The organism is Streptomyces sp. NPDC059989, from assembly GCF_042736975.1.
In the GTDB taxonomy this organism is placed as follows: domain Bacteria; phylum Actinomycetota; class Actinomycetes; order Streptomycetales; family Streptomycetaceae; genus Streptomyces.
In genome coordinates this window covers 107879-133147 of the sequence record NZ_JBHWUO010000006.1, presented here as the reverse complement: position 1 = coordinate 133147, position 25269 = coordinate 107879, and the positions used below count along the sequence as shown (strand labels likewise).

Sequence of the window (25269 nt, the reverse complement as noted above, 5' to 3'; positions counted from 1 at the left end):
TGCTGCCGGGGGCCTGGCCAGAGCCTGGAACAGGGTCACGCGGGCCTCAGGACGTCTCCGGAGGGAGGTGCGGCTCTTTCCGGTATTCCGGTGTATTGATGAGTTTCCTCCCTATTTCGCCGGAGTCAAGAGCCCGGTCCCAGATGGATCGTGGCGCTATGGAGCTGCGCCTCCTGAGGGTGCGTGAGCGCTGACCCGGGGTCACGATGGAGGCATGAACGCCACCGGGACGGGGGCGCCCCGCAGCTCGGAACTACGGCTGGCCCTCGCCATGCGGGGCGGGGTGAGCCTGGCCGTCTGGATGGGCGGAGCCTGCTGCGAGACGGCGGCACTGCGGCGGTCCGCGCCTTCCGCGGCGGGCCCGGACGTGGAGCCGGAGCCGGCCTTCTACCGGGCCCTGCTCGAATCCTGCGGGTACCAGGACGTCGAGATCGACGTCGTCGCCGGCACCAGCGCCGGCGGCCTCAACGGGGCCCTGCTCGCCTGCCACCTCGTGTACGGGATGCCCTTCGGCAACGGCGTGCGCAACCTGTGGCTGCGCCTCGGGGACCTCGAAGGGCTGCTGCGCCGCTCGACGCCCTTGCACGTACCCGATTCGCTGATGCACGGCGACGAGGTCTTCTACGCCGAACTGCGCAAGTCGCTCGACGACCTGATCCCATCCGCGGACGCGGACCCGCCGAACCCGCCGAGCCGCCCCGTCGGCTCCCTCCGGCTGATCCTCACCGCGACCCGGCTGCGGCCCCGGCCGGACTGGGTGCGGCCCACGCGCGGCCGGCCGCTGCTGGTCGGGCGCTCGAACGCCTACTTCCGCTTCCGCCACCGGGACAACCTGACCGACTTCCCCTGCGGCGCCGACGGCAAGCGGCTGGCCCTGGACCGGCTGGCCTACGCCGCCCGGACCTCGTCCTCCTTCCCGGGCGCCTTCGAACCGGGCCGGCTGTACGTCGGCGGCGACCCGCCGCTGCGCGACGAGCCCCCGCGCGTGGACATGCGCGGGGTCAGCAGCGAGACCGGCTACCCGGACCCGGAATTCGGCGGCTGCGTGGAACTCGTCGACGGCGGCCTGCTCGACAACATCCCGGTGGCCTGGGCCGTCCGCGCCCTCGCCGGGGCCCCCGCCCTCCGGAAGACCGACCGCTGGCTCCTGTTCCTCCAGCCCGTGCCGCCCAACCCCGCCGAGCCGGAGAAGGGCGGCGCCAGGCGGGTCACCCGGCTCGTGCGGCTGGCGGCGAAGTCCCTGGCGGCGAAGGCCGGTTCCGAATCCCTGCGCGACGACGCGCTCGAACTGCGGGCCACCGAGGCCGCGGCCCAGCAGTCGCGCGGCGTCAGCGGGGTGCTTCCGCTGAACCTCTCGGCGCTGGAGTTCACGGCGCAGGGCAGGATGGGCGCCTACCGCCGGATCGTCGGCGAGGCCGAGGCGAAGAGGCTCGTCCGGTTGCTGGAGGACCCGGCCGACGTGGCCGGCCCCGACCCCCTGCCCCTGCCCTCAGGACCAGGACCGCTCGAACGGCTCGACGAGGGCGGGGGAGAGGGCTCGGTCTCCCTCTTCGCGCAACTGCGCGCGGCCGCGGGTACCTTGGCGCTCCCGGACGTGGCCGGCCCGCTCCCCTTCCCGGGACGCTCCCCGCTTGCCCTCGCCCGTACCGTACGGCTGCTCATGGACTGGCTGCGGGCCTACGAGTCCGCCGCCGGGACCGTGGACCCGCAGGTGATGGCGGACTGCCGGGAGCGGCTGTTCGGGTACCGCTTCGCCATCGCCACCCTCATCGCCGCGCGCGACCGGCTGCTGCTCCGCGAGTACGGCAAGGCGCTGGCCGACGGGCGGTTGCCCGCGCGCGCCACGGGGCCGATGTTCGAGGCCGTGGGCCGGCTGAGCGACCTGATGCCGGCCACTCCCCAGGCGTGGGAGGGCCCGGGCGCCTGGCGGCGCTGGTCGGCCTCCCTGGCCGCGGCCATCGACGGCGCGCTGGACTCCTGTCAGGCCGACGACGGGCGCGGGCAGTGGCCCGACGGCCTCTACCGCGAGCTCTGGGAGCGGGCGGGGGACCTGGGCCGGCGCCTCGGCCTGGCGATGGGCGACACCGTGGTCGACGGGTACCAGGCGCTCCACGAGGCCGCCCTCGGCGACGGACCGGACATGCGGGACGCGCTGGCCGCCGCGGAGGTGCTGCTCGGCCCGCTGCGGCCGGACCCGCTGGCCGAGGCCTCCGACATCTCCTTCCACACGATGTCGGCCGCCAATACGAGCTGGGCCACGCGCACCGTGCTGAAGGGAATCGACCCCGCCGCCTCCGGCGACATCGTCACGGCCAAGCTCAGCGGCAACCAGATCGCCAACTTCGCCGCGTTCCTCAGCGCCCGCTGGCGGCAGAGCGACTGGACCTGGGGCCGGCTCGACGCGGCCGCCTCCCTGGTGTCCGTGGTCGCCACGGACGAACGTCTGGCCGCGGCCTTCGCGACCGGCCCCGACGGACGGCCGTACGCGCCCGACGACGCGGAGCTGGCGGCGAACATCGCCGCCGTGGTGCCCGCACCCGCCCTCTTCGCGGAGCTCTGGGAGGAGGACCTAGCGGACAAGGACCGGTCCGGCGTGCCGCGCTGGGACCGGGTCCGCGACGTACTCACCGCCCTGCGCCAGCGCGAGATCCTCGACGAGGAACTGCCGCTGATCGCCGTCCTGGACGACACCCCGCCGGACGCCTCGGACCCGGACCCCGAGCCGCTGGGCTCGCCCGAAGACAGGGACCGGGCCATGGAGCGCTTCCGGGAGATCGGAGCCGAGAGGATCGGCTCGCTGGTCCGGGCCCGCAATCCGCGCCGCGCGGCCCTGCGGACCGGACTCCTCGCCTGGCCGGCGCTCCAGCCCTCCGGGAAGTTCAAGGCCCGGCTGGTGCAGGCACCGCTGGGGCTGGTGAAGCCGCTGTTCTGCCTGGTTCCGCTGGTGGCCCTGCTGGCACCCCTCCCGGCGCTGTGCGCGGCCGGCCTGATGTGGACCGGTGTGGCCTTCGGCACCGGGCAGTGGTCCTCGCTGCCCGGCCACGTCCCCGTCGCCGTCCTCGCCTCCCTCGCACTGGGCGCGTGGGCGTGGCCGAGGCTCAGGAACCCCTGGGAGCGGTGGCCGGTGGTCCTCGCCTTCGCCGCCGCTCCACCGTTGGCCCTGTGGCGGCTGCGCGGCGTGGACGAGACGTCCGTCCACGGATGGCCCACCACGCTGGTCGTCGGTGCCGCGTTCGCGCTCGCCGCCGGAGCCCTCCTGTACGTCGGCTCGGACCCGGACCCGTACCGCTGGTGGCGCGCGACCCTGGCCGCCCTGCTGGCCGGAGGCGTGGCGGCGCTGATCCAGTTCGGCCGCACCGAGCCGGGCGGGTGGTGGGGCGCCCTCATCGTGTACGCCGTCCTCTTCGTGGTCACCGCCGTCCATCCCTGGCTCTACCCGAAGCCGCGGCCGAGCCGGACGTAGAGCCCCGTGCCGATGCCTCGGATAGGGTGAATCGGTAAATATCGGGCCCCCCGGGGTGAGGTCGGTGCATTGGACACGTACCAGTCGACGAGCGAGGTGCCGGATCCGCCGGTGGCGGCTGTCGGCTACGCCGGCGTGCTCAGCGAGCTGCTGCCGATCGCCCTGTGGCGGGAGGACGCCGACGGCCGCATCGTCGAGTGGTCGCTCGCCGCCCAGGACCTGCTCGGGCACCGCCCCGAGGACATCCTCGGCCGTCCCGGCACCGCCGTCCTCGTCCCCGAGGCCAACCACGAGCTCGCCGACCAGCTGACCCGCCGCGTCCAGGCGGGCGAGACCGTCGTCGGCACCCTGCCCGTGCGCCACCGCGACGGCCACCGCGTCGTGATGGAGATGTGGATCGTCCCCGCCGCCGACCCGCACGGACGTACGGGAGCCATGCTCATCGCCGTGGAGACCTCCGAGGTCCTCCACATGCGGGACTCCCTCGCCGCCCTCCAGAGCCTCTTCACCCAGTCCCCGATCGGCCTGGCCACCCTCGGCCCCGACCTGCGCTTCCTGCGGGTCAACGACGCCCTGGCCCGGATGAACGGGGTCTCCGCCGCCGAACACCTCGGCCGACGGCTCACCGAGGTGGTGCCCGGGGTCAACGCCACCGCGCTGGAGGCGATGATGCAGCGGGTGCTCGACCGGGGCACGCCCGTCGTCGACGTCCGCCGCACCGGACGCACCCCCGCCGACCCCGAGCACGACCGGACCTGGTCCTGCTCCTACGCCCCGCTGCTCGACGGCTCCGGGCACCGCCTCGGCCTGATCGCCTCCCTCATCGACATCACCGAGGGACAGCAGGCCCAGGCCGACGCCGAACGGGCCCGCCACCGGTTCGCCCTGCTGGCGGAGGCGGGCACCCGCATCGGCACCACCCTGGACCTGCGGCAGACCGCCCAGGAAATCGTGGACGTCCTGGTACCGCAGCTCGCCGACTCGGCCGACGTACAGCTCCTCGAAGCGGTCCTCGGCCCCGACGAGGGCGCCGTCCCCGCGGCCTCCACCCGCGGGGTCATGCGCCGGCTGGCGGCCTCCTTCCCGGACCCGACCGCCCCCACCGCGAAACTCGTCGCCGGCCAGACCTTCCAGATCCCCGTCGGCTCGGTCTACGAACAGGTCATCGCCGAGGGCCGGCCCATGGACCTGTACGCCTCCGACGTCCCGGCGCTGATCACCGACCCGCGCGCCGGGCCGCTGCGCGGCTATCTCGCCACCCTGGGCTCCGCCCGCATGATCCCGCTGGTCGCGCGCGGCACCGTACTCGGCGCCGTCGCCGTCACCCGGGTCCGCGACCGCGAGCCCTTCGACGAGGAGGACCGCGTCCTCATCGACGAGCTGGTCGCCCGCGCCGCCCTCAACATCGACAACGCCCGCATGTACACCCGGCAGCGGCAGGCCGCCCTCACCCTCCAGCGCAGCCTCACCAACAGCGCGCTGCCCGAGGTCACCGGCCTCGAACTCACCGGCCGCTACCTGCCGGCCAGCGACCACGACGTCGGCGGGGACTGGTTCGACGTGATCCAGCTGCCCGGCGGCCGGACCGGACTGGTCATCGGGGACGTCATGGGCCACGGCATCCACGCGGCGGCCGTCATGGGACAGCTGCGCACGGCCGTACGGACCCTCGCGCGCCACGACGTGCCCCCGGCGCAGATGCTCCGCTCGCTCGACGCGGTGGTGGCCGACCTGGGCGAGGACGAGATGGCCACCTGCGTCTACGCCGTCCACGACCCGGCATCGGGCGGCTGCATGATCGCCCGCGCCGGCCACCCGCCCCCTGCCGTGGTCGGAGCCGACGGCACCATCACCTTCCTCGACGGCCCGCCCGGAACCCCGCTCGGCACCGGTGGGCAGGACTTCCGCACCGAGGAGGTGCCGCTGCCCCCGGGAAGCCTGCTCGTGCTCTACACCGACGGCCTCATCGAGGCCCGGGACCGGGACCTCGACGAGGGCATGGACCGGCTGGCGCAGGCGCTGCACGGGGCGGAGCAGCCGCTGGAGGACCTGTGCGACGGCATCCTGGAGAGCCTGCTCCCCTGCGCCCCCCAGGACGACGTGGCTGTCCTCCTGGCCCGCACAAGGTAAACCGGGCCCCGCCGGCGGCAAACCGGCCCCCGCCGACGGCATTCCCAGCCCCGGCGTTCGAGGCGCTGGGGGTCCCCCGGATGAAGTCCGGGGGAGGGTCCGGGGCTGGTCCCCGACAGCGGCGGCGAGCCTGGCCGCGAAGGCGGGGGCAGGCCCCGAGGGGATAGCCTTGATGTCGGAAAATCGCCAGCCGGAGGCGACTCCACCCCGGATCCTGGAGCCATGCACACCGACACCGAGCGCTGCGTCAGAGCCGTGCAGTCGAAGGACGCCCGCTTCGACGGATGGTTCTTCACCGCCGTCCTGACCACCCGGATCTACTGCCGGCCCAGCTGCCCCGCCGTGCCGCCCAAGGTCGAGAACATGACCTTCCTGCCCAGCGCCGCCGCCTGCCAGCAGGCCGGGTTCCGGGCCTGCAAGCGGTGCCGGCCCGACACCAGCCCCGGCTCCCCCGAGTGGAACGCCCGCGCCGATGCCGTCGCACGCGCGATGCGGCTGATCCAGGACGGGGTCGTGGACCGGGAGGGGGTCCCGGGGCTCGCCACCCGCCTGGGGTACTCCACCCGCCAGGTGGAACGGCAGCTCAACGCCGAGCTCGGCGCCGGCCCGCTCGCCCTGGCCAGGGCCCAGCGCGCGCAGACCGCCCGGCTGCTCATCGAGACCTCCGAGCTCCCGATGGGCGACGTGGCCTTCGCCGCCGGGTTCTCCTCCATCCGCACCTTCAACGACACCGTCCGCGAGGTGTTCGCCCTGTCGCCGAGCGAGCTGCGCGAGCGTGCCGCCAGGGCCAGCCTCCGCAAGGACGCCCTGCCCCGGATCCCCGGCACGATCAGTCTCCGGCTGCCCTTCCGGGCCCCCCTCAACCCCGACAACCTCTTCGGGCACCTCGCCGCGACCGCCGTCCCCGGCGTCGAGGAGTGGCGGGACGGCGCCTACCGCCGGACCCTGCGCCTCCCCTACGGCACCGGCGTCGTCGCGCTCACCCCGCAGCCCGACCACATCGGCTGCCGCCTCGCCCTGACCGACCTGCGCGACCTCACCATCGCCATCAGCCGCTGCCGCTGGATGCTCGACCTGGACGCCGACCCCGAGGCCGTGGACGAGCAGCTGCGCTCCGACCCGCTGCTGGCGCCCCTGGTGGACAAGGCCCCCGGCCGCCGGGTTCCCCGTACGGTCGACGCGCAGGAGTTCGCCGTACGGGCGGTCCTCGGCCAGCAGGTGTCCACGGCGGCGGCGCGCACGCACGCGGCCCGCCTGGTCACCGCGTACGGGGAGCGCGTCGAGGACCCGCTGGGCGGGCTGACCCACCTCTTCCCCTCCCCGCAGGCGCTGGCCGGCCTGGACCCCGAGTCGCTGGCCCTGCCGCGCAGCCGGCGCGCCACGCTCACCACCCTGGTCTCGGCCCTCGCCGACGGTTCGCTGCCGCTCGGCATCGACAGCGACTGGGAGGCGGCGCGCGCGCAGCTCTCGGCGCTGCCGGGCTTCGGCCCGTGGACCACCGAGATCATCGCGATGCGGGCGCTCGGCGACCCCGACGCGTTCCTCCCGTCCGACCTGGGCGTACGGCGGTCCGCCCAGGGGTTGGGACTGCCGTCCGGCCCCGCCGCGCTGACCGCCCGCGCGGCCGGCTGGCGGCCCTGGCGCGCGTACGCCGTGCAGTACCTGTGGGCCACCGAGGACCACGCCATCAACCACCTGCCCGTCTGAGGAGCAGCACTCATGAGCACCAAGCAGCACACCATCGTCGACAGCCCCTACGGACCGCTCACGCTGGTGTCCACGGACGGCGTCCTCAGCGGCCTCTACATGACCGGGCAGCGCCACCGCCCGGCCGAGGAGTCCTTCGGGGAGCGGGTCGCGCACACTGAGGAGCCGTTCCCGGCGGTGACCCGGCAGCTGACCGCGTACTTCGCCGGGGAGCTCACCGACTTCGACCTCCCGCTCCGGCTGGAGGGCACCGACTTCCAGCGCAGCGTGTGGGACCAGCTGGTACGGATCCCCTACGGCGAGACCTGGTCCTACGGGCAGCTCGCGGCCGAGCTCGGCAAGCCGAACGCCTCGCGTGCGGTGGGCCTGGCCAACGGGAAGAACCCGATCGGGATCATCGTGCCCTGCCACCGGGTGATCGGGGCCTCGGGCGGCATGACCGGCTACGGCGGCGGCCTCGACCGCAAGGTGCGGCTGCTGGAGTTCGAGTCGGGCCGGCCCGCCGCGACGGCCGGGGAGCTGTTCTAGGGCCCGGATCCCGCTCCGCCTAGACGACCATCAGGGGGACGAGGAGTGCGAAGGCGGCGCCCGCCTCGACGGCGTAGCCGTAGAGCGAGGGGTGCTGGACGGGGGCGGCGAGCAGGACCACGCTCTGCTGGGTGGCGGCGGCCGCCACCCAGTCGGCGTCGGCGCCGAGGTTGCCCTGGTACCAGCCTTCGCAGGAGCCGGGGCCGCTGACGGCGAGGAGGTCGTCCTCGCGGCGGTAGAAGGCCTGCCACTCGGTGGCGGGCACGGACCAGCCGTCGAAATCGGTGAACTGGGCCCAGCCGCCCTCGCGGATCGCGGTGTCGAACAGCCAGACGGGCATTCCCTCGGGGGTGACTTCACCTCCGGCCTGCTCATCGGTGGTGAAGTGGACCATGGGCAGGGCGTCGGGCCCGTCGGCGGTGCTGGGCCAGGCGTACATCGTGATCATCAGCTGATTCTGTCCTGCTCGCAGTAAGCCCGGTGTTACGAGGAGGCCGGGCGCCGGCCGTTCTCCAGCTCCACGGTGCCCTCGCCCGACTGGAGGACCCGGTAGGCCTCTTCGGTGCGGCGCCCGAGCGATCCGGGGAGGTACGCGGTGAGTTCGGCGGGCTCGACCAGCCGCCAGGAGATCAGCTCCTCCTCCTGGAGCTTGACGGAGGCGAGCTGTTCGGCGTCCAGCACCCCGCCGTCGTAGAGGTACGCGGCGAGCGGCGGGCGGCCGGCGTCGACGCTCCAGTCGACGGCGAGGAGCCGGCCGAGCGGTACGTCGATGCCGATCTCCTCGGCGCTCTCGCGGCGGGCGGCCGTACGCGGCGACTCGTTCCGGTCCGACTCGATCGTGCCGCCCGGCAGGGCCCAGCCCTCGCGGTAGTTGGGCTCGACGAGCAGGACCCGGCCCTCGGCGTCGCGGTAGAGGGCGGCCGCGCCGGCCAGCACCCGGGGCAGGCTCGCGATGTACGTGGCGTAGTCATCCGTGGTGGTCACCCGGCCACCCTACCGAGGCGCCGGGGCCGGAAGGCGCGGGGAAATCGGCCCGTTTCCCCACCGGGGACCGCCAAAAGATGATTGTTTTTCGGATGATATTGTTACCGCTCGCCCGGGTCACGCACTTCCGCCCTGTGGCGCCGAGGGCTCCGGTAGCCGGTGCGCCGCGGACATTTCGGCCCGGCGTTCCGCTCACGGCCCGCGCTCGGCAGGTCAGATCGTCGGGCACCGCCGGCGGTCTTCCGCTCTCGGAGATTGAAGACAAGCCCCGCTATGCACAACGCAGCAGCCCCGGCACGCGAAGAGGCCGACAGGCCGGTCCCCGTGCTGTCGGTCGTCATTCCGATCTACAACGAGCAGGAGGCCCTGCCGCTGACCGTGGCACGCCTGCGCCCGATCCTGGACGGCATGGGGGTCAGCTACGAGGTCGTCGGCATCGACGACGGCTCCACGGACGCCACCCCGGTGATCATGCAGAAGATCCGCCAGGACTGGCCCGAGCTGCGCATCGTGCGCTTCGCCCGCAACTCCGGACACCAGGCCGCACTGACCGCGGGCATCCACCGCGCCCTCGGCCAGTACGTCGTCAGCATCGACGCCGACCTCCAGGACCCCCCGGAGAAGATCGTCGAGATGTACGAGCTGGCCCGCGACAAGGACCTCGACATCGTCTACGGCGTACGCGGCGACCGCGGCACCGACACCTTCTTCAAGCGGCGCACAGCCGGCGCCTACTACTGGCTGATGCGCAAGCTCGTCGGCAAGAACATGCCCAACCAGGCCGGCGACTTCCGCCTCCTCAGCCGGGCCGCCGTCGACGCGCTCAAGTCCCTGCCCGAGCACCAGCCGGTCTACCGGCTGCTCGTGCCGTGGCTCGGCTTCAGCAGCGGCGAGGTCGTCTACGTCCGCGAGGAGCGGGTCGCCGGCAGCACCCACTACCCGCTGTCCAAGATGATCCGCCTCGCCCTCGACAGCATCACCAACTTCTCCGCCAGCCCGCTGCGGCTCGCCACCTGGCTCGGCCTCACGAGCTTCGTGATCTGCTTCGGCCTGGCGATCTACACCACCATCCAGTACGCCCTCGGCGCGACCGTCCCCGGCTGGGCCTCGCTGTTCATCGGCATGGTCTTCCTCGGCGGCGTCCAGCTCGTCTGCGTCGGCCTCCTCGGCGAGTACATAGGACGGATCTACTCCGCCGTCCAGGCCCGCCCCGCCTACTTCGTCGGCTACGACTCCGCCGAGGACGGTGCGGCCGAGGACCGCGAGAAGCAGGTCTCCGAGTACGCGGCCTGATCCGGGCCGCCCCGGACGGGGCGGCCCTACGCACCACAGCGGAGAGACGAAACAAGACGTATGGGTATGACTGACAGCGCCGCGCCCGAGCGGACCGACTCCGGGGCGCGGCCGCTGGCCGGCTCGTCCCCGTCGCGCGCGTCCGACCGGCCGGGACCGCACGCGTTCTGGCGGTTCCTGCCGGCGGTCGCCGCCTACCTCCTCCTGGTCTCGGTGCTGCTGGCCTCGGACACCCCGGTCGGCGACGTCGCGCGGTACACCTTCTACGCGCTCTGGGGCGTCGCGCTCCCCGGCACCCTGGTGTTCCGGGCCCTTCGCCGGCGGCCGCACTCCCTGGTGGAGGACCTGGCGTTCGGAGCGGTCACCGGCCTCGTCCTGGAACTGGTCGCCTGGGCGGTCCTCGTCAAGGCCGGCGCCCAGTCGTTCGCCCCGGCGTGGCCGCTCGCCGTGGTGGTCCCCTTCGCGGCCGTGCCGCGCCTGCGGCGCCACTGGCGTCCGCGCGTCTCCTCCCGCCCCTCCCTCGCCTGGTCCTGGTCGCTCTCCGGGACGGTGATGCTCAGCGCCGTCTACCTCCACCAGGTCTGCCTGTCCCTGTATCCGGTGCTGCCGGACCAGGAGGGCAGCCGGGTCTCCAACGACCTGCCGTACCTGCTGTCGCTCGCCGCGAACGCGAAGCACAACGTCCCGCTGACCGTCCCGCAGGCCGCCGGCGAGCCCCTGTACTACCACTGGTTCACCTTCGCCCACATGGCGATGACCGACATGGTCGGGCACATCGACCTCGCGGTGGTCGAGTCCAGGCTCATGGTCCCGGCGCTGACCGCGCTCGGCCTGGTGATCACCGCCGTGGTGGCCCGGCGCATCACCGGGCGGGTCTGGGCCGGCCCGCTCGCCGCGCTGCTCGTCTTCGCGGTGGCCGAGTTCACCGCCGTCTACCCAAACCCCGTCAGCACCTGGACCTTCGGTGCGCACGCCGTCCGCCTGATGTCCTGGGCGAGCCTCTCCCTGACGTACAGCTATCCGCTGCTCATCGCGTTGATGGGGGTCATCGGTGACGCGCTGCGCAGGAGCCGCCGGGACGGCGGGGAAGCGCGGAGCGACGACGCCGCTCCCGGGTTCGGCCGCGGGGTGTACGTCCTCGTCGCGCTCTTCGCGCTGGCCTCCGGCGCGGCCAAGGCGAGCACGCTGCCCGTCACGCTCGCCGGACTCGCCCTGGCCGGCCTCGTCCTGCTGGTCTCCACCCGCCGCGTGCCGTGGAACGTGGTCGCGCTGGGCGCGGTCATCGGGGGCGCCCAGCTCTTCGCGACGGCCGTCATATTCCACTTCGAGAGCTACGGCCTCGAAATCATCCCGTTCGGCAACGTCAAGCAGTACTGGGCCGACCCGGGGCACCTGCGCTCGCCGGCGTTCCAGGCCCTGGTGGTCGTGGCCACCCTGGTCGCCTTCGTGCTGAACCACCAGCTGAAGCTCCTCGGCATGATCCCGCTGATCGCACGCCGGCGGTTCCGGCTGGAACCGGTCCAGTGGTTCCTGCTCGGTGCCGCCGTGGCCGGCCCCTGCGCCTACCTGGTCGTCAACGGCTTCAACTCCAGCTACTTCACCCTCGCCGCGATGCCCTTCGGGGCCGTGCTCTCGGCCTGGGGCTTCTGCGAGACGTTCGAACGCGCCGCGCTCCCCGCGCGGGGCAAGGCCGCGCTCGCCGTCGGCGCGCTCGCCTTCTCGGCCCTGCTCACCTTCGCGATCCACCGCTACTCCGACCGCTGGTCGGCGTACGTCACCCGGCTCGCCGGGGACCAGTCCACCGGCACCTCCTACTCCGTGCTGCTGCCCGCCCTCGCCGCGGCCGCCGCGCTGGCCCTGGCCGCGCTCACCGGCGCGGTCCTGTGGCGGCTCGGCGGACGGGTGTGGCCGGCGCTGCGCGGCCGCGGCGGGATCGTGCTGCTGACCGCCGCCCTCACGGCGGGCACCCCGGGCCTCTTCCACGACGTCCTGCAGTCCCGGGAATCCCTGTGGTCGTACTCCTGGGTGCTGCCCGGCTCGCAGGTGCAGGCGGCGCGCTGGATCCGCGAGCACAGCGAGCCGTCCGACGTGCTGGCCACCAACAGCCACTGCTGGCAGGAGCGTGAGGACCCCGACGCCACCGGCGCGCGGTGCGACAACAACCGCTCGTGGTGGCTCAGCGCCTACTCGGAGCGGTCGGTGCTGATCGAGGGCTGGGCGTACGCGCCGAAGGCCATCGCCCTGTCCGGCGGCGGCACGGCCTATTACGGCCCCTTCTGGGACCAGGACCTGTTCCGGCTCAACGAGGACGCCGTCTACCGTCCGACGGCCGCGATCCTGAGCCGGCTCCACGACGAGTACCACGTCCGCTACGTGGTGGCGCACCGCCCGTCGGGCGCCGAGTCGCCGCTCCTGGGCGGGCTCGCGAAGAAGGTCTACGACAGCGGCACGACGGCGGTGTACGAGCTGTCCTGACCCGGCGGGGCCGCGCGCCCCTCCCGACCTGCAGGACCCCGGGCCCGGGGTCCCCGAGGGGTGTGCTCACGCCTCCGGGGACCCCGGGCCCGCGCCGTCCTCGCGGTCGCGGGCCCTGGACTCGGCGACGCGCCTGAGCCTGGGGTGCCGGGCCGGCGCCTGCTCGGTGATGGCGTCGCCGACCATGGCCCGGACCGCGTCGCGCATCCCGTGCAGCGCGTGGTGGCGGGCGGGCCCGGCGCCGGGGTCCTCCCGGAGCTCCTTCACCAGGGCCCAGCAGAGCACCAGCATGACGATGACGAACGGCAGCGCGACCAGGATGGTGGCGGTCTGCAGGGACTTCAGGCCGCCCGCGACGAGCAGGACGGCGGCGACGGCGGCCATCAGCACGCCCCAGGTGACGACCAGCCAGGTCGGCGGGTGGAGCGAGCCGCGGCTGGTGAGCGAGCCCATCACCAGGGAGGCCGAGTCGGCGCTGGTGACGAAGTAGGTCATGACCAGGGCCATGGCGACCCACGAGGTGAGGGTGCCCAGCGGCAGCGCGTCCAGCATCGCGAAGAGCGAGGCCTCGGTGCCGTCCTTGATCTTGGCGGCGAAGTCCACGGCGCCGGTGGAGTCGAGGCGGATGGCCGTGCCGCCCATGACGCAGAACCAGACGACGGTGGCCCCGCTGGGGACGAGCAGGACGCCGACGAGGAACTCGCGGATGGTGCGGCCGCGCGAGATGCGGGCGATGAAGGTGCCGACGAAGGGGGCCCAGGAGAGCCACCACGCCCAGTAGAAGATCGTCCACGCGCCGAGCCAGGCGGAGTCGGTGAAGGCCCCGGTGCGGCTGGCCATGGGCAGCAGCTCGTGCAGGTAGCCGCCGACACTGGAGGGGATCACGTCCAGGACGTAGACGGTGGGGCCGAGCAGGAAGACGAACAGCATCAGGGTGGCGGCGAGCACGATGTTGATGGTGCTCAGCCACTTCACGCCCTTGTGCAGGCCGGAGAAGGCGGAGAGCACGAACGCCGCCGAGAGCGAGCCGATGATGATCAGCTCGACGGTGGTGGAGTCCTCCACGCCGGTGGTGAGGTTGAGCCCCTTGGACACCTGGAGCGCGCCGAGCCCGAGGCTGGTCGCGGTGCCGAAGACGGTGGCGAAGACGGCGAGCAGGTCGATGGCCTTGCCCGCCCACCCGTTGGCCCGCTCCTCGCCCATCAGGGGGACGAAGGCGGAGCTGAGGCGGTTGCCGCGGCCCTTGCGGAAGGTCGCGTAGGCGAGGGCGAGGCCGGCGATGCCGTAGATGGCCCAGGGGGTGAGGGTCCAGTGGAAGAAGGAGTACTCCATGGCCGCGAGGGCCGCGCCGCCCGTGGCGGGGGCGGCCCCGGAGGCGGGGGGCGGGTTCAGGTAGTGGGTGAGCGGCTCTCCCACCCCGTAGAACATCAGGCCGATGCCCATGCCGGCGCTGAACATCATCGCGATCCACGCGAGATTGGTGAACTCGGGCTCGGAGTCGTCGGCGCCGAGGCGGATCCGGCCGAACCGGCTGATGGCGAGGACGACGCACATCACGAGGAAGAGGTCGGCGGCGATCACGAACAGCCACGCGAAGTTGTCCAGCACCCAGGCGAGCGCGGTGCTCGACGCGGTGTCGAAGGAGCCCTTGGCCAGGGCGGCCCAGGCGACGACGGCCAGCACGGCGATCACGCCCACGGTGACGACGGTGCGGTCGGGCGTGCCGTCGTGCGCGCCGCCCGCGGGATCGTCGGTGGCCCCGCCTGGGGAATCCGGACGTGGCTGTTCCAGTGAATCCGTGATCATGTGGCCACACTATGAGGGCGTATATCCGTATTTAGGGGCATGGCGCGCCGGGTGTGTCCCAGGCCACGCATGGGCATAGGAGGATCCTCCGGATAGGCTCAGGGTGGCGCGACTGCACTGTTCGATAGCAAGGGATTAGCAAGGTGACGGACGGAGCAGTAACTGAGACCGCGCGCGTGCTCATCGCCGCGGACAAATTCAAGGGCTCGCTCACGGCCGTTCAGGTCGCGGAGCGGGTGACGGCCGGCCTTCGCAAGGCCGTACCGGGCGTGGAGATCGAGACCCTCCCCGTCGCGGACGGCGGCGACGGCACGGTCGCGGCCGCTGTGGCGGCCGGTTTCGAACGCCGGGAGGTACGGGTCACCGGACCCCTCGGCGACCAGGTCACGGCCGCTTTCGCCCTGCGCGACGGCACCGCCGTGGTCGAGATGGCGGAGGCCTCCGGGCTCCAGCTGCTGCCGGCGGGCACCTTCGCCGCGCTGACGGCCACCACGTACGGCTCGGGCGAGCTGCTGAAGGCCGCGCTGGACGCGGGCGCGCGCTCGATCGTCTTCGGCGTGGGCGGCAGCGCCACCACGGACGGCGGCGCGGGCATGCTGGCGGCGCTGGGCGCGGTGTTCCTGGATGCGAACGGCGAACCGGTCGGTCCGGGCGGCGGCGCGCTGGCGTCCCTGGCCTCGGCGGACCTGTCCGGGATCGACCCGCGCTTCGCGGACGTGGAGTTCGTCCTGGCGAGCGACGTGGACAACCCGCTGACGGGCCCGAAGGGCGCTCCGGCGGTCTACGGCCCGCAGAAGGGGGCGTCGCCGCAGGACGTGGCGACGCTGGACGCCGCACTGGCGCACTTCGCGGTGGTGCTGGAGAAGTCGATCGGCCCGAAGGCCGCCGAGTGCGCGGTGCTGCCGGGTGCGGGCGGCGCGGGCGGCATCGGCTACGGGGCGCTGCTCCTCGGCGCGACGTTCCGTCCCGGCATCGAGCTGATGCTGGAGGTGCTGGGCTTCGCGCCGGCGCTGGAGCGGGCCACGCTGGTCATCACCGGTGAGGGCTCGCTGGACGAGCAGACGCTGCACGGCAAGGCCCCGGCGGGTGTCGCGGCTGCCGCGCGCGCCGCGGGCAAGCCGGTGGTGGCGGTCTGCGGCCGCCTGCTGCTGACCCAGGAGGCCCTGGAGGCGGCCGGCATCCGCAAGGCGTACCCGCTCACGGACCTGGAGCCCGACCCGGCCAAGTCCATCCCGAACGCGGGTCCCCTGCTGGAGCGGGTCGCGGCCACCATCGCCGCCGACGTCCTCTGACCTGACCCAGGCACCCTGAGGCCCGGTACCCCCCGCTCGGGGGCACCGGGCCTCTCCCGTTCCCGCTCCCCGCACGCGGCGTGTGGCTGCCACCGCCCCGGCAGCCACTCCCAAACCACCTGGACAGTGTTAGAAATGGCTCATGACCGGACGATTTGGTCGTCAGCCGACCGGATGGGGCCCGCGCTTGCGCGCGCGCCTTTCCCGGGGGCTGCACAGTGTCGCCGGTCAGGTCTTCGCCCTCCAGGCGGTGATCGTGCTGCTGCTGATCACGGCCGCCGCGGTGGCCCTGGTGGTCCAGGCCCGCTACGACGGTGAGCGCGACGCGCGCCACCGCTCGCTGGCGGCCGCCGAGGCCTTCGCGCACGCCCCCGGCCTCCCGGCGGCGCTGAAGTCGCCGGACCCGACCGCCGAGCTCCAGCCGCTGGCCGATGCCGCCCGGGAGGCCTCGGGCGTCGACTTCATCGCCGTGATGAGCCGCGACGGGATCCGGTACACCGACTCGCGGCCCGAGCTGATCGGTCAGCGGGCCACCGGCGACCTGGCCCGCGCCCTCGCCGGGGAGTCGTTCACCGAGAGCTTCCGGGGCGAGCCGAGCGACGCGGTGCGGGCCGTCGTGCCCGTACGGGACGCCGGCGGCGCCATCGTCGGCCTGGTCGGCACCGGCATCGAAGTGGTCAACGTCGCCGACGCGGTCGGGGACCAGCTCCCGCTGCTCCTCGGCGCCGCCGGCGGCGCCCTGCTGCTCGGCACGGGCGGCGCGGCCCTGGTCAGCAAGCGGCTGCGGCGCCAGACCCACGGCTGGGGCGTCGCCGAGATGACCCGGATGAACGAACACCACGAGGCCGTCCTGCACGCCGTGCGCGAGGGCGTGCTCATCATCGGCGCCGACCGGCGGCTCGTGCTCGCCAACGACGAGGCCCGCCGGCTGCTCGACCTGCCGGCCGACGCCGAACAGCGGCACGTCGCCGATCTCGGCCTCGACCCGCGCACCGCCGAGCTGCTCGCCTCGGGCCGGGTCGCGACGGACGAGGTGCACCTGGCGGGCGACCGGCTGCTCGCGGTCAACGTCCGCCCCACCAAGCCGTACGCGGGCCAGCCCTCGGGCACCGTCATGACCCTGCGCGACACCACCGAGCTCGCCGCGCTCTCCGGCCGGGCCGATGTGGCCCGCGAACGGCTCCAGATGCTCTACGAGGCGGGCGTGCGGATCGGGACGACCCTGGACGTGGTCCGCACCGCCGAGGAGCTGTCGGAGGTCGCCGTACCGCGCTTCGCGGACTTCGTCACCGTGGAGCTGCTGGAGCCGGTGCTGCGCGGCGACGAGCCCTCGGCGGGGCTCGGCGTGTACAGCGAGATGCGGCGGGCGGCCATGACGGGGGTCCGCACCGACCAGCCGCTCCAGCCGGTCGGCGACACCATCCGGTTCGAGGTGCCCACGGCGCCGATGGCGGCGGCCCTGGACGCGGGGCACGGGGTGCTCGCGTCCGATCTGAACGCCGCGATGGGCTGGCGGGCCCAGGACGCCGACGGGACCCGGGTCGCCCTCGACTACGGGCTGCACTCGCTGATCTCCGTACCGCTCCAGGCCCGGGGCGTGGTCCTGGGCATGGCCAACTTCTGGCGGGCCGCCGACACCCCCGAGTCCTTCGACGAGGAGGACCTGTCCTTCGCGGAGGAGCTGGGGGCGCGCGCGGCGGTCTCCATCGACAACGCCCGCCGCTTCACCCGCGAGCACGCGACGGCCGTGACCCTCCAGCGCAGCCTGCTGCCGCGGGTGCTGCCCGACCAGACCGCCGTGGAGGTCGCCTTCCGCTACCTGCCGGCGAAGGCGGGGGTGGGCGGGGACTGGTTCGACGTGATCGCGCTGCCGGGCGCGCGGGTGGCGCTGGTCGTCGGCGACGTCGTCGGGCACGGGGTGCACGCCGCGGCCACGATGGGGCGGCTGCGGACCGCCGTGCACAACTTCTCGACCCTGGACCTGCCGCCGGACGAGCTGCTCGGGCACCTGGACGAGCTGATCAACCGGATCGACCAGGACGAGACCGGCAGCGGCGGCGGTGACACCGAGGAGGGCGCCGCGGACGGGGTGGGCGAATCCGCCGGGATCACCGGCGCCACCTGCCTGTACGCGGTCTACGACCCGGTCTCCGGGCGGTGCGTGATCGCCAGCGCCGGGCACCCCGGCCCCGCGCTGGTCAGCTCCGACGGGGTGGTGGAGTTCCCCGAGATGCCGGCCGGGCTGCCGCTGGGCGTGGGCGGCATGCCCTTCGAGGCCACCGAGCTCCAGCTGCCCGAGGGGAGCCGGCTCGTGCTGTTCACCGACGGCCTCGTGGAGGACCGCCACCGGGACTTCGACTCCGGCCTGACCCTGCTCGCCGAGACCCTGTCGCGGCCCGGCCGCAGCCCGGACCAGGCCTGCTCGGACGTGCTCTCCGCGATGCTGTACCCGGTGCAGAGCGACGACATCGCCCTGCTGATCGCCGACACCCGGCTGCTGGACCACGACCGGATCGCGGAGTGGGAGGTGCCCGGCGACCCGTCGGCCGTCTCGCGGGTCCGCAACGCCGGGGCCGCGCAGCTCACGGCCTGGGGTCTGGAGGACATCTCCTTCACCACCGAGCTCATCCTCAGCGAGCTGATCACCAACGCCATCCGGTACGGTAGCGCGCCCGTCCGCGTACGGCTGCTGCGCGACCGCAGCCTGATCTGCGAGGTCTCCGACGGCAGCAGCACCGCCCCGCACCTGCGGTACGCGGCCACCACCGACGAGGGCGGGCGCGGGCTGTTCCTCGTCGCGCAGTACGCCGAGCGCTGGGGCACCCGCTACACGGAGCGCGGCAAGGTCATCTGGGCCGAGCTGCCGCTGACCGGCGGCGCGGAACCGCCGGCGCCGGCGCCGCTGGACCTGGACGAGCTGGAGGACCTGGCCTGGTGACCTTCGCCTCCCGGCTGGGGGTGGCGGATCCGGGTGGGCTGGGCTGTCCTTCGCCTGCGGGCCGGCGTCCTGGGGCTCCGCCCCAGCCCCTCCCCCCGGACGGAGTCTGGGGGAGGGTCCGGGGCGGAGCCCCGAATCTTTGAGCCGCGCGTGGCGGCCGGGCGGGGCACATCCAGCCTCGCCGGCGTTTGAGGCGCGGGGGATGGGTCGGAGCCCCAGGGAGGCCGGCGTGGCCCGGCCCGGGGATCGGCTAGGCGCCGGACAGGCGATGGGCGTCGCGGGCCAGCGTAAGGGCGACCAGGTCGCGGGGGCGGGACAGCGAGCGCGAGGTCAGGTGCTCCAGGCGGCGCAAGCGGTTGAAGACGGTGTTGCGGTGGCAGTACAGCCGGGTCGCCGCCCGCCCGGCGGACCCCTCCGCCGCCAGCCACGCGTCCAGCGTCTCCAGCAGGACCGCCCGGTCCGCCGGCTCCAGGTCCAGGAGCGGGCCCAGGACCGCCTGGACCAGCTCCCCCGCGAGCTCGGGCTGGCGTACGACCAGGGCGGTCGGGAGCCGGGAGGAGAGCCGGACCAGCGCGCGCTCGTCCGGCGCGCACGTCGCCAGCGCCGTTTCCGCCAGCCGCCGCGCCCGGCCCAGTTCCGCCAGCCCGTCCACCACCGGGCTGATCCCGCCGGGCCCGGGACAGCGGTCGGCCAGCTCGGCCACCAGCTCGTCCACCGAGGACGACCCGAGCTCCACCACCGCCAGCTCCTGCTCCGCCCGCATCCGCCAGAACAGCCGCATCCCGCCCGCCGACACCACCCGGTGCACCGAGTCCCGCCGGTCCACGGGGAGCACGACCACCGCGTACCGGCCCTGCTCCGGCAGGTCCAGGCCGGCCGCCGCCCGCGCCGCCAGGCCCGGCGCCGCGTTCCCCTCCAGCAGCGCGTCGAGCAGCGCCTGCACCCGCTCGTCGCTGCGCCGCCGCATCTCCCGCTCGCCCGCCCGGTACGCCTCCGCCGTCGCCGCGGCCTGCTGCTCGATCCCGGCCCACATCGCGCCCGCCGTCCGCGCCAGCACCGGCAGGGCGTCCGGGTCCTCCTCCGTGATGATGTCGAGCAGCGCGTCCCACGTCAGGCGCCCTGCCCGCCGGTACGCGTACAGCAACAGGTCCAGCGGCAGCCCCTGTTCGGCCCGCCGCCGCCCCAGCTCCTCCGCGTACGCCAGATCCTTCCGCGGGTCCGAGCGGCGCGCGGCGAACGCCTCGATCCCGTACCGCATCGCCTCGCTGATCTGCTGCCAGTGCTCGTCGCGCGGCACCACCAGGTCGAACAGCGGCGAGTGCTTCGCCAGATCGCCGATCAGCCGCTCCGTCAGCGCCGGTATCCGCTCCACCAGCACCTCGGCCGCCGTCAGCAGCACCGACCACTCCGCTTCCGTGCGCGCCCTGCGTCCGCCGCCCATGGCCGCAGAGGATGTCATCCGCCGGCCACGGCCGTAAGGGGCCCCGCCGGCAGGTCTGTGCCGCTGCACAACCGCACCCCACCCCCGGCTGGTCATCGGCAGCGATTCCGCTTCCGGCCGTGGACGGCCGCCCCGCCCGGTGCTGGTCTGTGCGCCAGCACAAGCCGAACAGCGGGAGGGCAAACAGTGGCAGGGGATGTGGCCTCGCTCCAGGTGCGCGCGCTGTCCGTCGGCTACGGGCCGGTACGGGCACTGCGCGCCGTCTCGCTCGACGTACCCGCCGGCGCCGTGGTCGCCGTACTCGGCGGGAACGGCGCGGGGAAATCGACCCTGCTGCGGGCGGTGTCCCGCACGCTCGCCTTCCACCGCGGCGCCGCCACCGGCGGGTCCGTCCGCCTCGACGGCCTGCCGCTCGACGGGCTGCCCCCGGCCCGGGCCGTCGCGGCCGGGGTGGTGCAAGTCCCCGAGGGGCGGCAGGTGTTCGCCCGGATGACCGTCGCGGACAACCTGCGGGCCGGCGCCCTCGGCGCCCGGGCCGGCTCCCGCGCCGACACCGCCCGGTCCCTGGCCCGCGTCCACGCCCTCTTCCCGGTCCTCGCCCAACGGGCCCGGCAACGGGCCGGCCTGCTCTCCGGGGGCGAGCAGCAGATGCTGGCCCTCGGCCGCGCCCTCATGGCCCGCCCCCGGCTGCTGCTCCTGGACGAACCCTCGCTGGGCCTGGCACCGAAGATGGCCGCGACCATCGCCGAGACGATCACCGAGATCAACGCGTCGGGCACCTCCGTCCTGCTGGTGGAGCAGAACGCGGCCCTCGCCCTCCGGCTGGCCTCCCACGCCTACGTCCTGGAAGTCGGCGAGGTCACCCTGTCGGGCCCCGCCGCCGAACTGGCCGCATCGGACGAGGTACGCCGCCGCTACCTCGGCATCACCGACGAGGACACCCCGCCCCCGGCGGAGCCCCGCCCCCTGCGCAGGTGGTCGGCGTGACGGCGGACCGCGCCCCCGACGCCCACGGCGCGCCCGACCGGCACCCGGCCGATGCCACCCCCCACGCCGCGCCGGGCACCGGGAACACCGCCGATACCGCCCGGCAGGCAGCACCGCAGGTGGCGCCGCTCACCGTCACCGGCGTCACCGTCCGCTTCGCCGGCCTCACCGCCCTCGACGCGGTCTCCCTCACCGTCGAGCCGGGCAGCGTGCACGCGGTCATCGGCCCCAACGGCGCCGGCAAGTCCACCTGTTTCAACGTGCTCTCCGGGGTCTACCGGGCCACCTCCGGAAGCGTCCGCTTCGGCGCGGCCGAGCTCACCGGCCTCGCCCCGCACGCCATCGCCGCCCTCGGCATCGCCCGCACCTTCCAGAACCTGGCCCTGCCCCCGCACACCACGGTCGCCGACAGCCTGCTGCTCGGCCGCCACCGCCTGATGCGGTCCGGCTTCCTGGCCGCGGGCCTGCGCCTGCCCTCCGCCGTCCGCGAGGACCGCGCGCACCGCGAGCGGGTGCGCGAGATCGCCGCCTTCGTCGGCCTGGAGGCCGACCTGGCCGCCCCCACGGGCTCCCTCCCGTACGGGAAACAGAAACTCGTCGAGCTGGCCCGGGCCCTGTGCATGGAGCCCCGGCTGCTGCTCCTGGACGAACCCGTCGCCGGGATGACCGCGGACGAACGGCAGCGCACCGCCGCCGTCATCGCGGGAGTCCGGGACGGCCTCGGCATCTCGATCGTGCTGGTCGAACACGACATGGGGGTGGTGATGCGGCTCGCGGACGCGGTGACCGTACTCGACTTCGGAAAACGGATCGGCGGCGGAACCCCCGCCCAGGTGCAGAACGACCCGGCGGTCGTCCGCGCCTACCTCGGCGAGGAGGACCCGGCCGCGTGACCACCTTCCTGGAACTCCTCCTCGGCGGCCTCTCCATGGGCTCCGTGTACGCGCTCATCGCCCTCGGCTTCGTGGTCGTCTTCAAGGCCACCGAGGTCGTCAACTTCGCCCACGCCTCCCTCCTCCTCGCGGGCGGCTACGTCACCGCCGTCCTGCACGACGACATCGGCTTCTGGCCCGCCCTCGCCGCCGGAATCGGCGCGGCCGCCCTGGTCGGCGCGGCGGTGGAGTTCCTGGTGATGCGCCGCTACCGGGGCCAGGACCAGAGCGTCCTCGCCATCGTCACCATCGGCGTGGACATCCTGATCACCACCGACCTCACCCGCCGCATCGGTACGGACGTACTCGCCCTCGGCGACCCGTGGGGCGCCGCCGTGCTCCACCTCGGCCCGGTCACCGTCCCGCAGACCCGTATCGCGGCCCTCGCCGCCGCCACCCTGCTGATCACCGCCTTCCTCCTCGCCTTCCGGTACACGGCCTGGGGCGTGGCCATGCGCGCCGCCGCCGAGAAACCGGAAACCGCCGCCCTGATGGGCGTACGGCTCGGCCGGGTCTCCCTCGCCGCGTGGGCCGTGGCCGGAGCCCTCGCCGCCGTGGCGGCGCTCTTCCTCACCGTGTTCCCCACCCCCGGCCTGGAACGGGCCACCTCGCTCGCCGCCCTCAAGGCCTTCCCGGCGGCCATCCTCGGCGGCCTCGACTCCACCACCGGAGCCCTCGTCGGCGGGCTGCTCATCGGGGTCACCGAGGCCATGGCCACCGGCTACCAGAGCCAGCTCGCCTTCCTCGGCCGCGGCATCGGCGACCTCGCCCCGTACCTGGTCATGGTCGCGGTCCTGCTGCTGCGCCCGGCAGGCCTCTTCGGAACCAAGGAGCCGGCCCGTGTCTGACCTGACCACCGCCCCGGCCCCGGCCCGTCGTCCGGACGGCGCCCCCGCCGCCGGCGCGCTCCGCCTCCGGCGGCGGCACGCGCTGTGGGCCGCCGGGGCGCTCGTCCTGCTCGCGCTGCCCTTCTACCTCGACCGGTTCTGGCTCCAGGCCGGGCTGTTCGCCATCGCCGCCGGCATCGGGGCCATCGGGCTCAACCTGCTCACCGGCGCCACCGGGCAGCTGTCCATGGGCCACGCCTTCTTCCTCGCCGTCGGGGCCTACGGGTACTGCGCGCTGGCCGGGGACGACGCGCGGGGCCTCGTCGGGCTCGGCCTGCCCAGCTGGCTCGCGGCCGTCCTCGCCGTCGTCCTCGCGGGAGCCGCCGGCGGGCTCTTCAGCCCCATCGCAGGCCGCCTGCGCGGCGCCTACCTCGGCATCGCCACCCTCGCGCTGATCTTCATCGGCCAGCACGTCCTGTTCAACGCCACCCCCCTGACCGGCGGCTACAACGGCCGCGCCGTCGAACCCCTCTCCCTCTTCGGGATCACCTTCGACGACACCGAGACCGTGATCGCCGCCGTCCCCTTCCAGTCCGCCGAGAAGCTCTGGTACGTCGCCCTCGCCGCACTGCTGGGCTGCGCCCTGTTCGCCCGCGGCATCCTGCGCGGGCGCCCCGGACGCGCCATGAACGCCGTGCGCGACCACACGATCGCCGCCGGCGTCATGGGCGTTCCCGTGGCCCGCTACCGCGCCGCCGTCTTCGTCCTGTCCTCCATGTACGCCGGGCTGGCGGGCGTCCTCCTCGCCCTCGTCTTCCAGCGCACCGTGCCCGACTACTTCGGCATGGTCCTGTCCCTCGAATACCTCGCCATGATCGTGATCGGCGGCCTCGGCACGGTCGCCGGCGCCGTCATCGGCGCGGCCTTCGTCTCCCTGCTGCCCCAGCTGCTCACCCGCTACAGCGACACCCTGCCGCTCGTCGCCGCCCCCGGCACCGGCGGGGTCGCACCGGGCGAGGCGGCCCGCTACCTGTACGGCGCGGCCCTCGTCGCGGTGGTCCTGTTCCTCCCCGGCGGCCTCGCGCGCGTCCGCCCGCGGGTCCGCCCGTCCCAGCCCGTACGTCCCCCGAAGGAGCCAGCGTGAAGAGAACCGACCCCCGGACCGTGCGACTCGGCACGGCGGCCCTCGCGGCCGCGCTCCTCCTCACCGGCGCCGCCGGGTGCAGCGGCAAGGCGAACACCTCGGGCGGCGACAAGCCGGCCGAGGGCGGGGTCAAGACCGGCAAGGGGGTCACCGCCACCGCCATCCGGCTCGGCGCCCTGACCGACATGACCGGCGTCTACGCCTCGCTCGGCAAGAGCGTCACCCAGGCCCAGCAGCTCTGGATCAAGGAGGCCAACGCCGCGGGCGGCATCTGCGGCCGACAGCTGGAGCTGACGGTCCGCGACCACGGCTACGACCCGCAGAAGGCCCTCGCCGGCTACACCGAGCTGGAGCCCCAGGTGCTCGGCTTCGCCCAGTTCATCGGCTCCCCGTTCGTCGCGGCGGCCAAGGACCGCATCGACGGCCAGGACAAGGGACTGGTCATCCCGCAGGCCTGGTCCGCCTCGCTGCTGGGCAGCCCCGCCATCCGCACGGTGGGGGCCACGTACGACATCGAGACGGTCAACGCCATCGGCTATCTCCTCGACCAGAAGCGGATCGCCTCGGGCGACAAGATCGGGCACGTGTACTTCGAGGGGGACTACGGCGAGAACGCCCTCGCGGGGTCCAAGCACGCGGCCAAGGAGGCCGGGCTCACGGTCGTCGAGCAGAAGATCAAGCCCACCGACAACGACATGTCCGCCCAGGTCGCCGCCCTCAAGCAGGCCGGGGTCAAGGCCGTGGTGATCAGCGCCGGTCCCAAGCAGGCGGCCTCGCTGGTCGGGGTCGCCGCGGCCGGCGGCTGGAACGTCCCCGTGGTCGGCAACAACTCCGCCTTCGCCCCCCAGCTGCTCGCCACCCCGGCGGGCGCGGCCCTCCAGAAGGACTACTACGTCGCGGCCTCCACCCTGCCCATCGGCTCCACGGCCCCCGGCCCGGCGGCTCTGGCCGCGGCCTACAAGACGGCGTACCCGGGCGCGGGCCTCGACAACGGAGTGGTGGCGGGCTACACGGCCGCCGCGGTCTACGGAGAGGCCCTGAAGAAGGCCTGCGCCGACAAGGACCTGACCCGCGAAGGCGTGTCCAAGGCCCTGCTGAGCCTGAAGTCCTACGACAGCGGCTTCGGCATCACCCACGACTTCTCGAACCCGAAGGCCCCCTCCACCCGCCAAAGCGTGATCATGAAACCGGACGACCAGACCCCGGGCGGCCTGAAGGTGGTCAAGGAGGCCGCGGTAGCCCCGGCGGCCCAGAATTTCACCCCGGGAAACTGAGCCTCGCCGGCGTTTGAGGCGCGGGGCCCGGGGCGGAGCCCCGGATCT

General features: G+C 73.8%; 17 protein-coding genes. 13 read left to right on the top strand and 4 right to left on the bottom strand.

The annotated features are described in order from the left end of the window. The first annotated feature begins 214 nt into the window (after positions 1–214). The 4 genes from ACFWBN_RS07740 (at position 215) to ACFWBN_RS07725 (ending at position 7828) form a co-directional block, all read left to right on the top strand. On the top strand, positions 215–3463 hold the full coding sequence (locus ACFWBN_RS07740; protein WP_385172158.1) for a DUF3376 domain-containing protein: 3249 nt from the start codon (positions 215–217) through the stop codon (positions 3461–3463). A gap of 69 nt (positions 3464–3532) precedes the next feature. Next, complete coding sequence (locus tag ACFWBN_RS07735; RefSeq protein WP_385172154.1) at positions 3533–5593, top strand: SpoIIE family protein phosphatase; 2061 nt, start codon at positions 3533–3535, stop codon at positions 5591–5593. A 222-nt stretch (positions 5594–5815) separates the two neighbouring features. Further along, entirely contained in the window at positions 5816–7300 is a 1485-nt protein-coding gene (locus ACFWBN_RS07730; RefSeq protein ID WP_385172151.1) for an AlkA N-terminal domain-containing protein, read from the top strand. A 12-nt stretch (positions 7301–7312) separates the two neighbouring features. Beyond that, positions 7313–7828 (top strand): methylated-DNA--[protein]-cysteine S-methyltransferase, encoded by a 516-nt coding sequence (locus tag ACFWBN_RS07725; RefSeq protein ID WP_385172148.1) that lies wholly within the window; start codon positions 7313–7315, stop codon positions 7826–7828. Between the two features lie 19 nt (positions 7829–7847). On the opposite strand, the gene ACFWBN_RS07720 is transcribed toward ACFWBN_RS07725, so the two are convergent. Both ACFWBN_RS07720 and ACFWBN_RS07715 read right to left on the bottom strand, forming a co-directional pair. Continuing rightward, the gene (locus ACFWBN_RS07720; protein ID WP_385172145.1) at positions 7848–8276 is read right to left on the bottom strand and encodes a hypothetical protein; all 429 of its coding nucleotides are present in this window, start codon (positions 8274–8276) and stop codon (positions 7848–7850) included. Positions 8277–8311: 35 nt separating this feature from the next. Further along, positions 8312–8812: an NUDIX domain-containing protein gene (locus tag ACFWBN_RS07715; RefSeq protein WP_385172143.1), complete on the bottom strand. Its 501-nt coding sequence runs from the start codon at positions 8810–8812 to the stop codon at positions 8312–8314. A 273-nt stretch (positions 8813–9085) separates the two neighbouring features. On the opposite strand from ACFWBN_RS07715, the gene ACFWBN_RS07710 reads away from it, so the two are divergent. Together ACFWBN_RS07710 and ACFWBN_RS07705 are read left to right on the top strand one after the other, a co-directional pair. Then, a complete protein-coding gene (locus tag ACFWBN_RS07710) occupies positions 9086–10105 on the top strand; it encodes a glycosyltransferase family 2 protein (protein ID WP_385172140.1) in 1020 nt (339 codons plus the stop codon). A gap of 66 nt (positions 10106–10171) precedes the next feature. Further along, positions 10172–12580 carry a hypothetical protein gene (locus tag ACFWBN_RS07705; protein ID WP_385172138.1) on the top strand — a complete coding sequence of 803 codons (2409 nt, stop codon included), beginning with the start codon at positions 10172–10174 and terminating at the stop codon, positions 12578–12580. Between the two features lie 66 nt (positions 12581–12646). Here ACFWBN_RS07705 and ACFWBN_RS07700 read toward each other — a convergent pair whose 3' ends face one another. Then, positions 12647–14386, bottom strand: a complete 1740-nt coding sequence (locus ACFWBN_RS07700) for a BCCT family transporter (RefSeq protein ID WP_385172135.1) — start codon at positions 14384–14386, stop codon at positions 12647–12649. A gap of 143 nt (positions 14387–14529) precedes the next feature. Here ACFWBN_RS07700 and ACFWBN_RS07695 point away from each other — a divergent pair, with 143 nt between their 5' ends. Together ACFWBN_RS07695 and ACFWBN_RS07690 are read left to right on the top strand one after the other, a co-directional pair. Continuing rightward, positions 14530–15678, top strand: coding sequence for a glycerate kinase (locus tag ACFWBN_RS07695; RefSeq protein WP_385172132.1), 1149 nt, complete (start codon positions 14530–14532; stop codon positions 15676–15678). A gap of 142 nt (positions 15679–15820) precedes the next feature. Further along, positions 15821–18616, top strand: a complete 2796-nt coding sequence (locus tag ACFWBN_RS07690) for a SpoIIE family protein phosphatase (protein WP_385172130.1) — start codon at positions 15821–15823, stop codon at positions 18614–18616. Between the two features lie 250 nt (positions 18617–18866). Here the strand turns inward: ACFWBN_RS07690 and ACFWBN_RS07685 are convergent, their stop codons facing one another. Beyond that, positions 18867–20075 carry a PucR family transcriptional regulator gene (locus ACFWBN_RS07685; RefSeq protein WP_385172128.1) on the bottom strand — a complete coding sequence of 403 codons (1209 nt, stop codon included), beginning with the start codon at positions 20073–20075 and terminating at the stop codon, positions 18867–18869. Positions 20076–20255: 180 nt separating this feature from the next. Between ACFWBN_RS07685 and ACFWBN_RS07680 the strand changes: the two genes are divergently transcribed. The 5 genes from ACFWBN_RS07680 to ACFWBN_RS07660 all read left to right on the top strand — a co-directional run bounded on the left by ACFWBN_RS07680 (position 20256) and on the right by ACFWBN_RS07660 (position 25221). Next, complete coding sequence (locus ACFWBN_RS07680; protein WP_385172413.1) at positions 20256–21044, top strand: ABC transporter ATP-binding protein; 789 nt, start codon at positions 20256–20258, stop codon at positions 21042–21044. Positions 21045–21163: 119 nt separating this feature from the next. Next, positions 21164–21937 carry an ABC transporter ATP-binding protein gene (locus ACFWBN_RS07675; protein WP_385172410.1) on the top strand — a complete coding sequence of 258 codons (774 nt, stop codon included), beginning with the start codon at positions 21164–21166 and terminating at the stop codon, positions 21935–21937. Next, positions 21934–22824, top strand: coding sequence for a branched-chain amino acid ABC transporter permease (locus tag ACFWBN_RS07670; protein WP_385172125.1), 891 nt, complete (start codon positions 21934–21936; stop codon positions 22822–22824). Before ACFWBN_RS07675 ends, ACFWBN_RS07670 begins: the two co-directional genes overlap by 4 nt. After that, positions 22817–23947, top strand: coding sequence for a branched-chain amino acid ABC transporter permease (locus tag ACFWBN_RS07665; protein ID WP_385172122.1), 1131 nt, complete (start codon positions 22817–22819; stop codon positions 23945–23947). The genes ACFWBN_RS07670 and ACFWBN_RS07665 overlap by 8 nt, the downstream gene beginning before the upstream one ends. Then, positions 23944–25221, top strand: a complete 1278-nt coding sequence (locus ACFWBN_RS07660; protein ID WP_385172120.1) for an ABC transporter substrate-binding protein — start codon at positions 23944–23946, stop codon at positions 25219–25221. Before ACFWBN_RS07665 ends, ACFWBN_RS07660 begins: the two co-directional genes overlap by 4 nt. Positions 25222–25269 lie beyond the last annotated feature (48 nt).

Coding starts and splice junctions, on each gene's coding strand:
- ACFWBN_RS07685 (WP_385172128.1), bottom strand. CDS start 20,075: ATGACATCCTCTGCGGCCATGGGCGGCGGACGCAGGGCGCGCACGGAA.
- ACFWBN_RS07710 (WP_385172140.1), top strand. CDS start 9,086: ATGCACAACGCAGCAGCCCCGGCACGCGAAGAGGCCGACAGGCCGGTC.
- ACFWBN_RS07725 (WP_385172148.1), top strand. CDS start 7,313: ATGAGCACCAAGCAGCACACCATCGTCGACAGCCCCTACGGACCGCTC.
- ACFWBN_RS07700 (WP_385172135.1), bottom strand. CDS start 14,386: ATGATCACGGATTCACTGGAACAGCCACGTCCGGATTCCCCAGGCGGG.
- ACFWBN_RS07740 (WP_385172158.1), top strand. CDS start 215: ATGAACGCCACCGGGACGGGGGCGCCCCGCAGCTCGGAACTACGGCTG.
- ACFWBN_RS07730 (WP_385172151.1), top strand. CDS start 5,816: ATGCACACCGACACCGAGCGCTGCGTCAGAGCCGTGCAGTCGAAGGAC.
- ACFWBN_RS07690 (WP_385172130.1), top strand. CDS start 15,821: ATGACCGGACGATTTGGTCGTCAGCCGACCGGATGGGGCCCGCGCTTG.
- ACFWBN_RS07720 (WP_385172145.1), bottom strand. CDS start 8,276: ATGATCACGATGTACGCCTGGCCCAGCACCGCCGACGGGCCCGACGCC.
- ACFWBN_RS07705 (WP_385172138.1), top strand. CDS start 10,172: ATGACTGACAGCGCCGCGCCCGAGCGGACCGACTCCGGGGCGCGGCCG.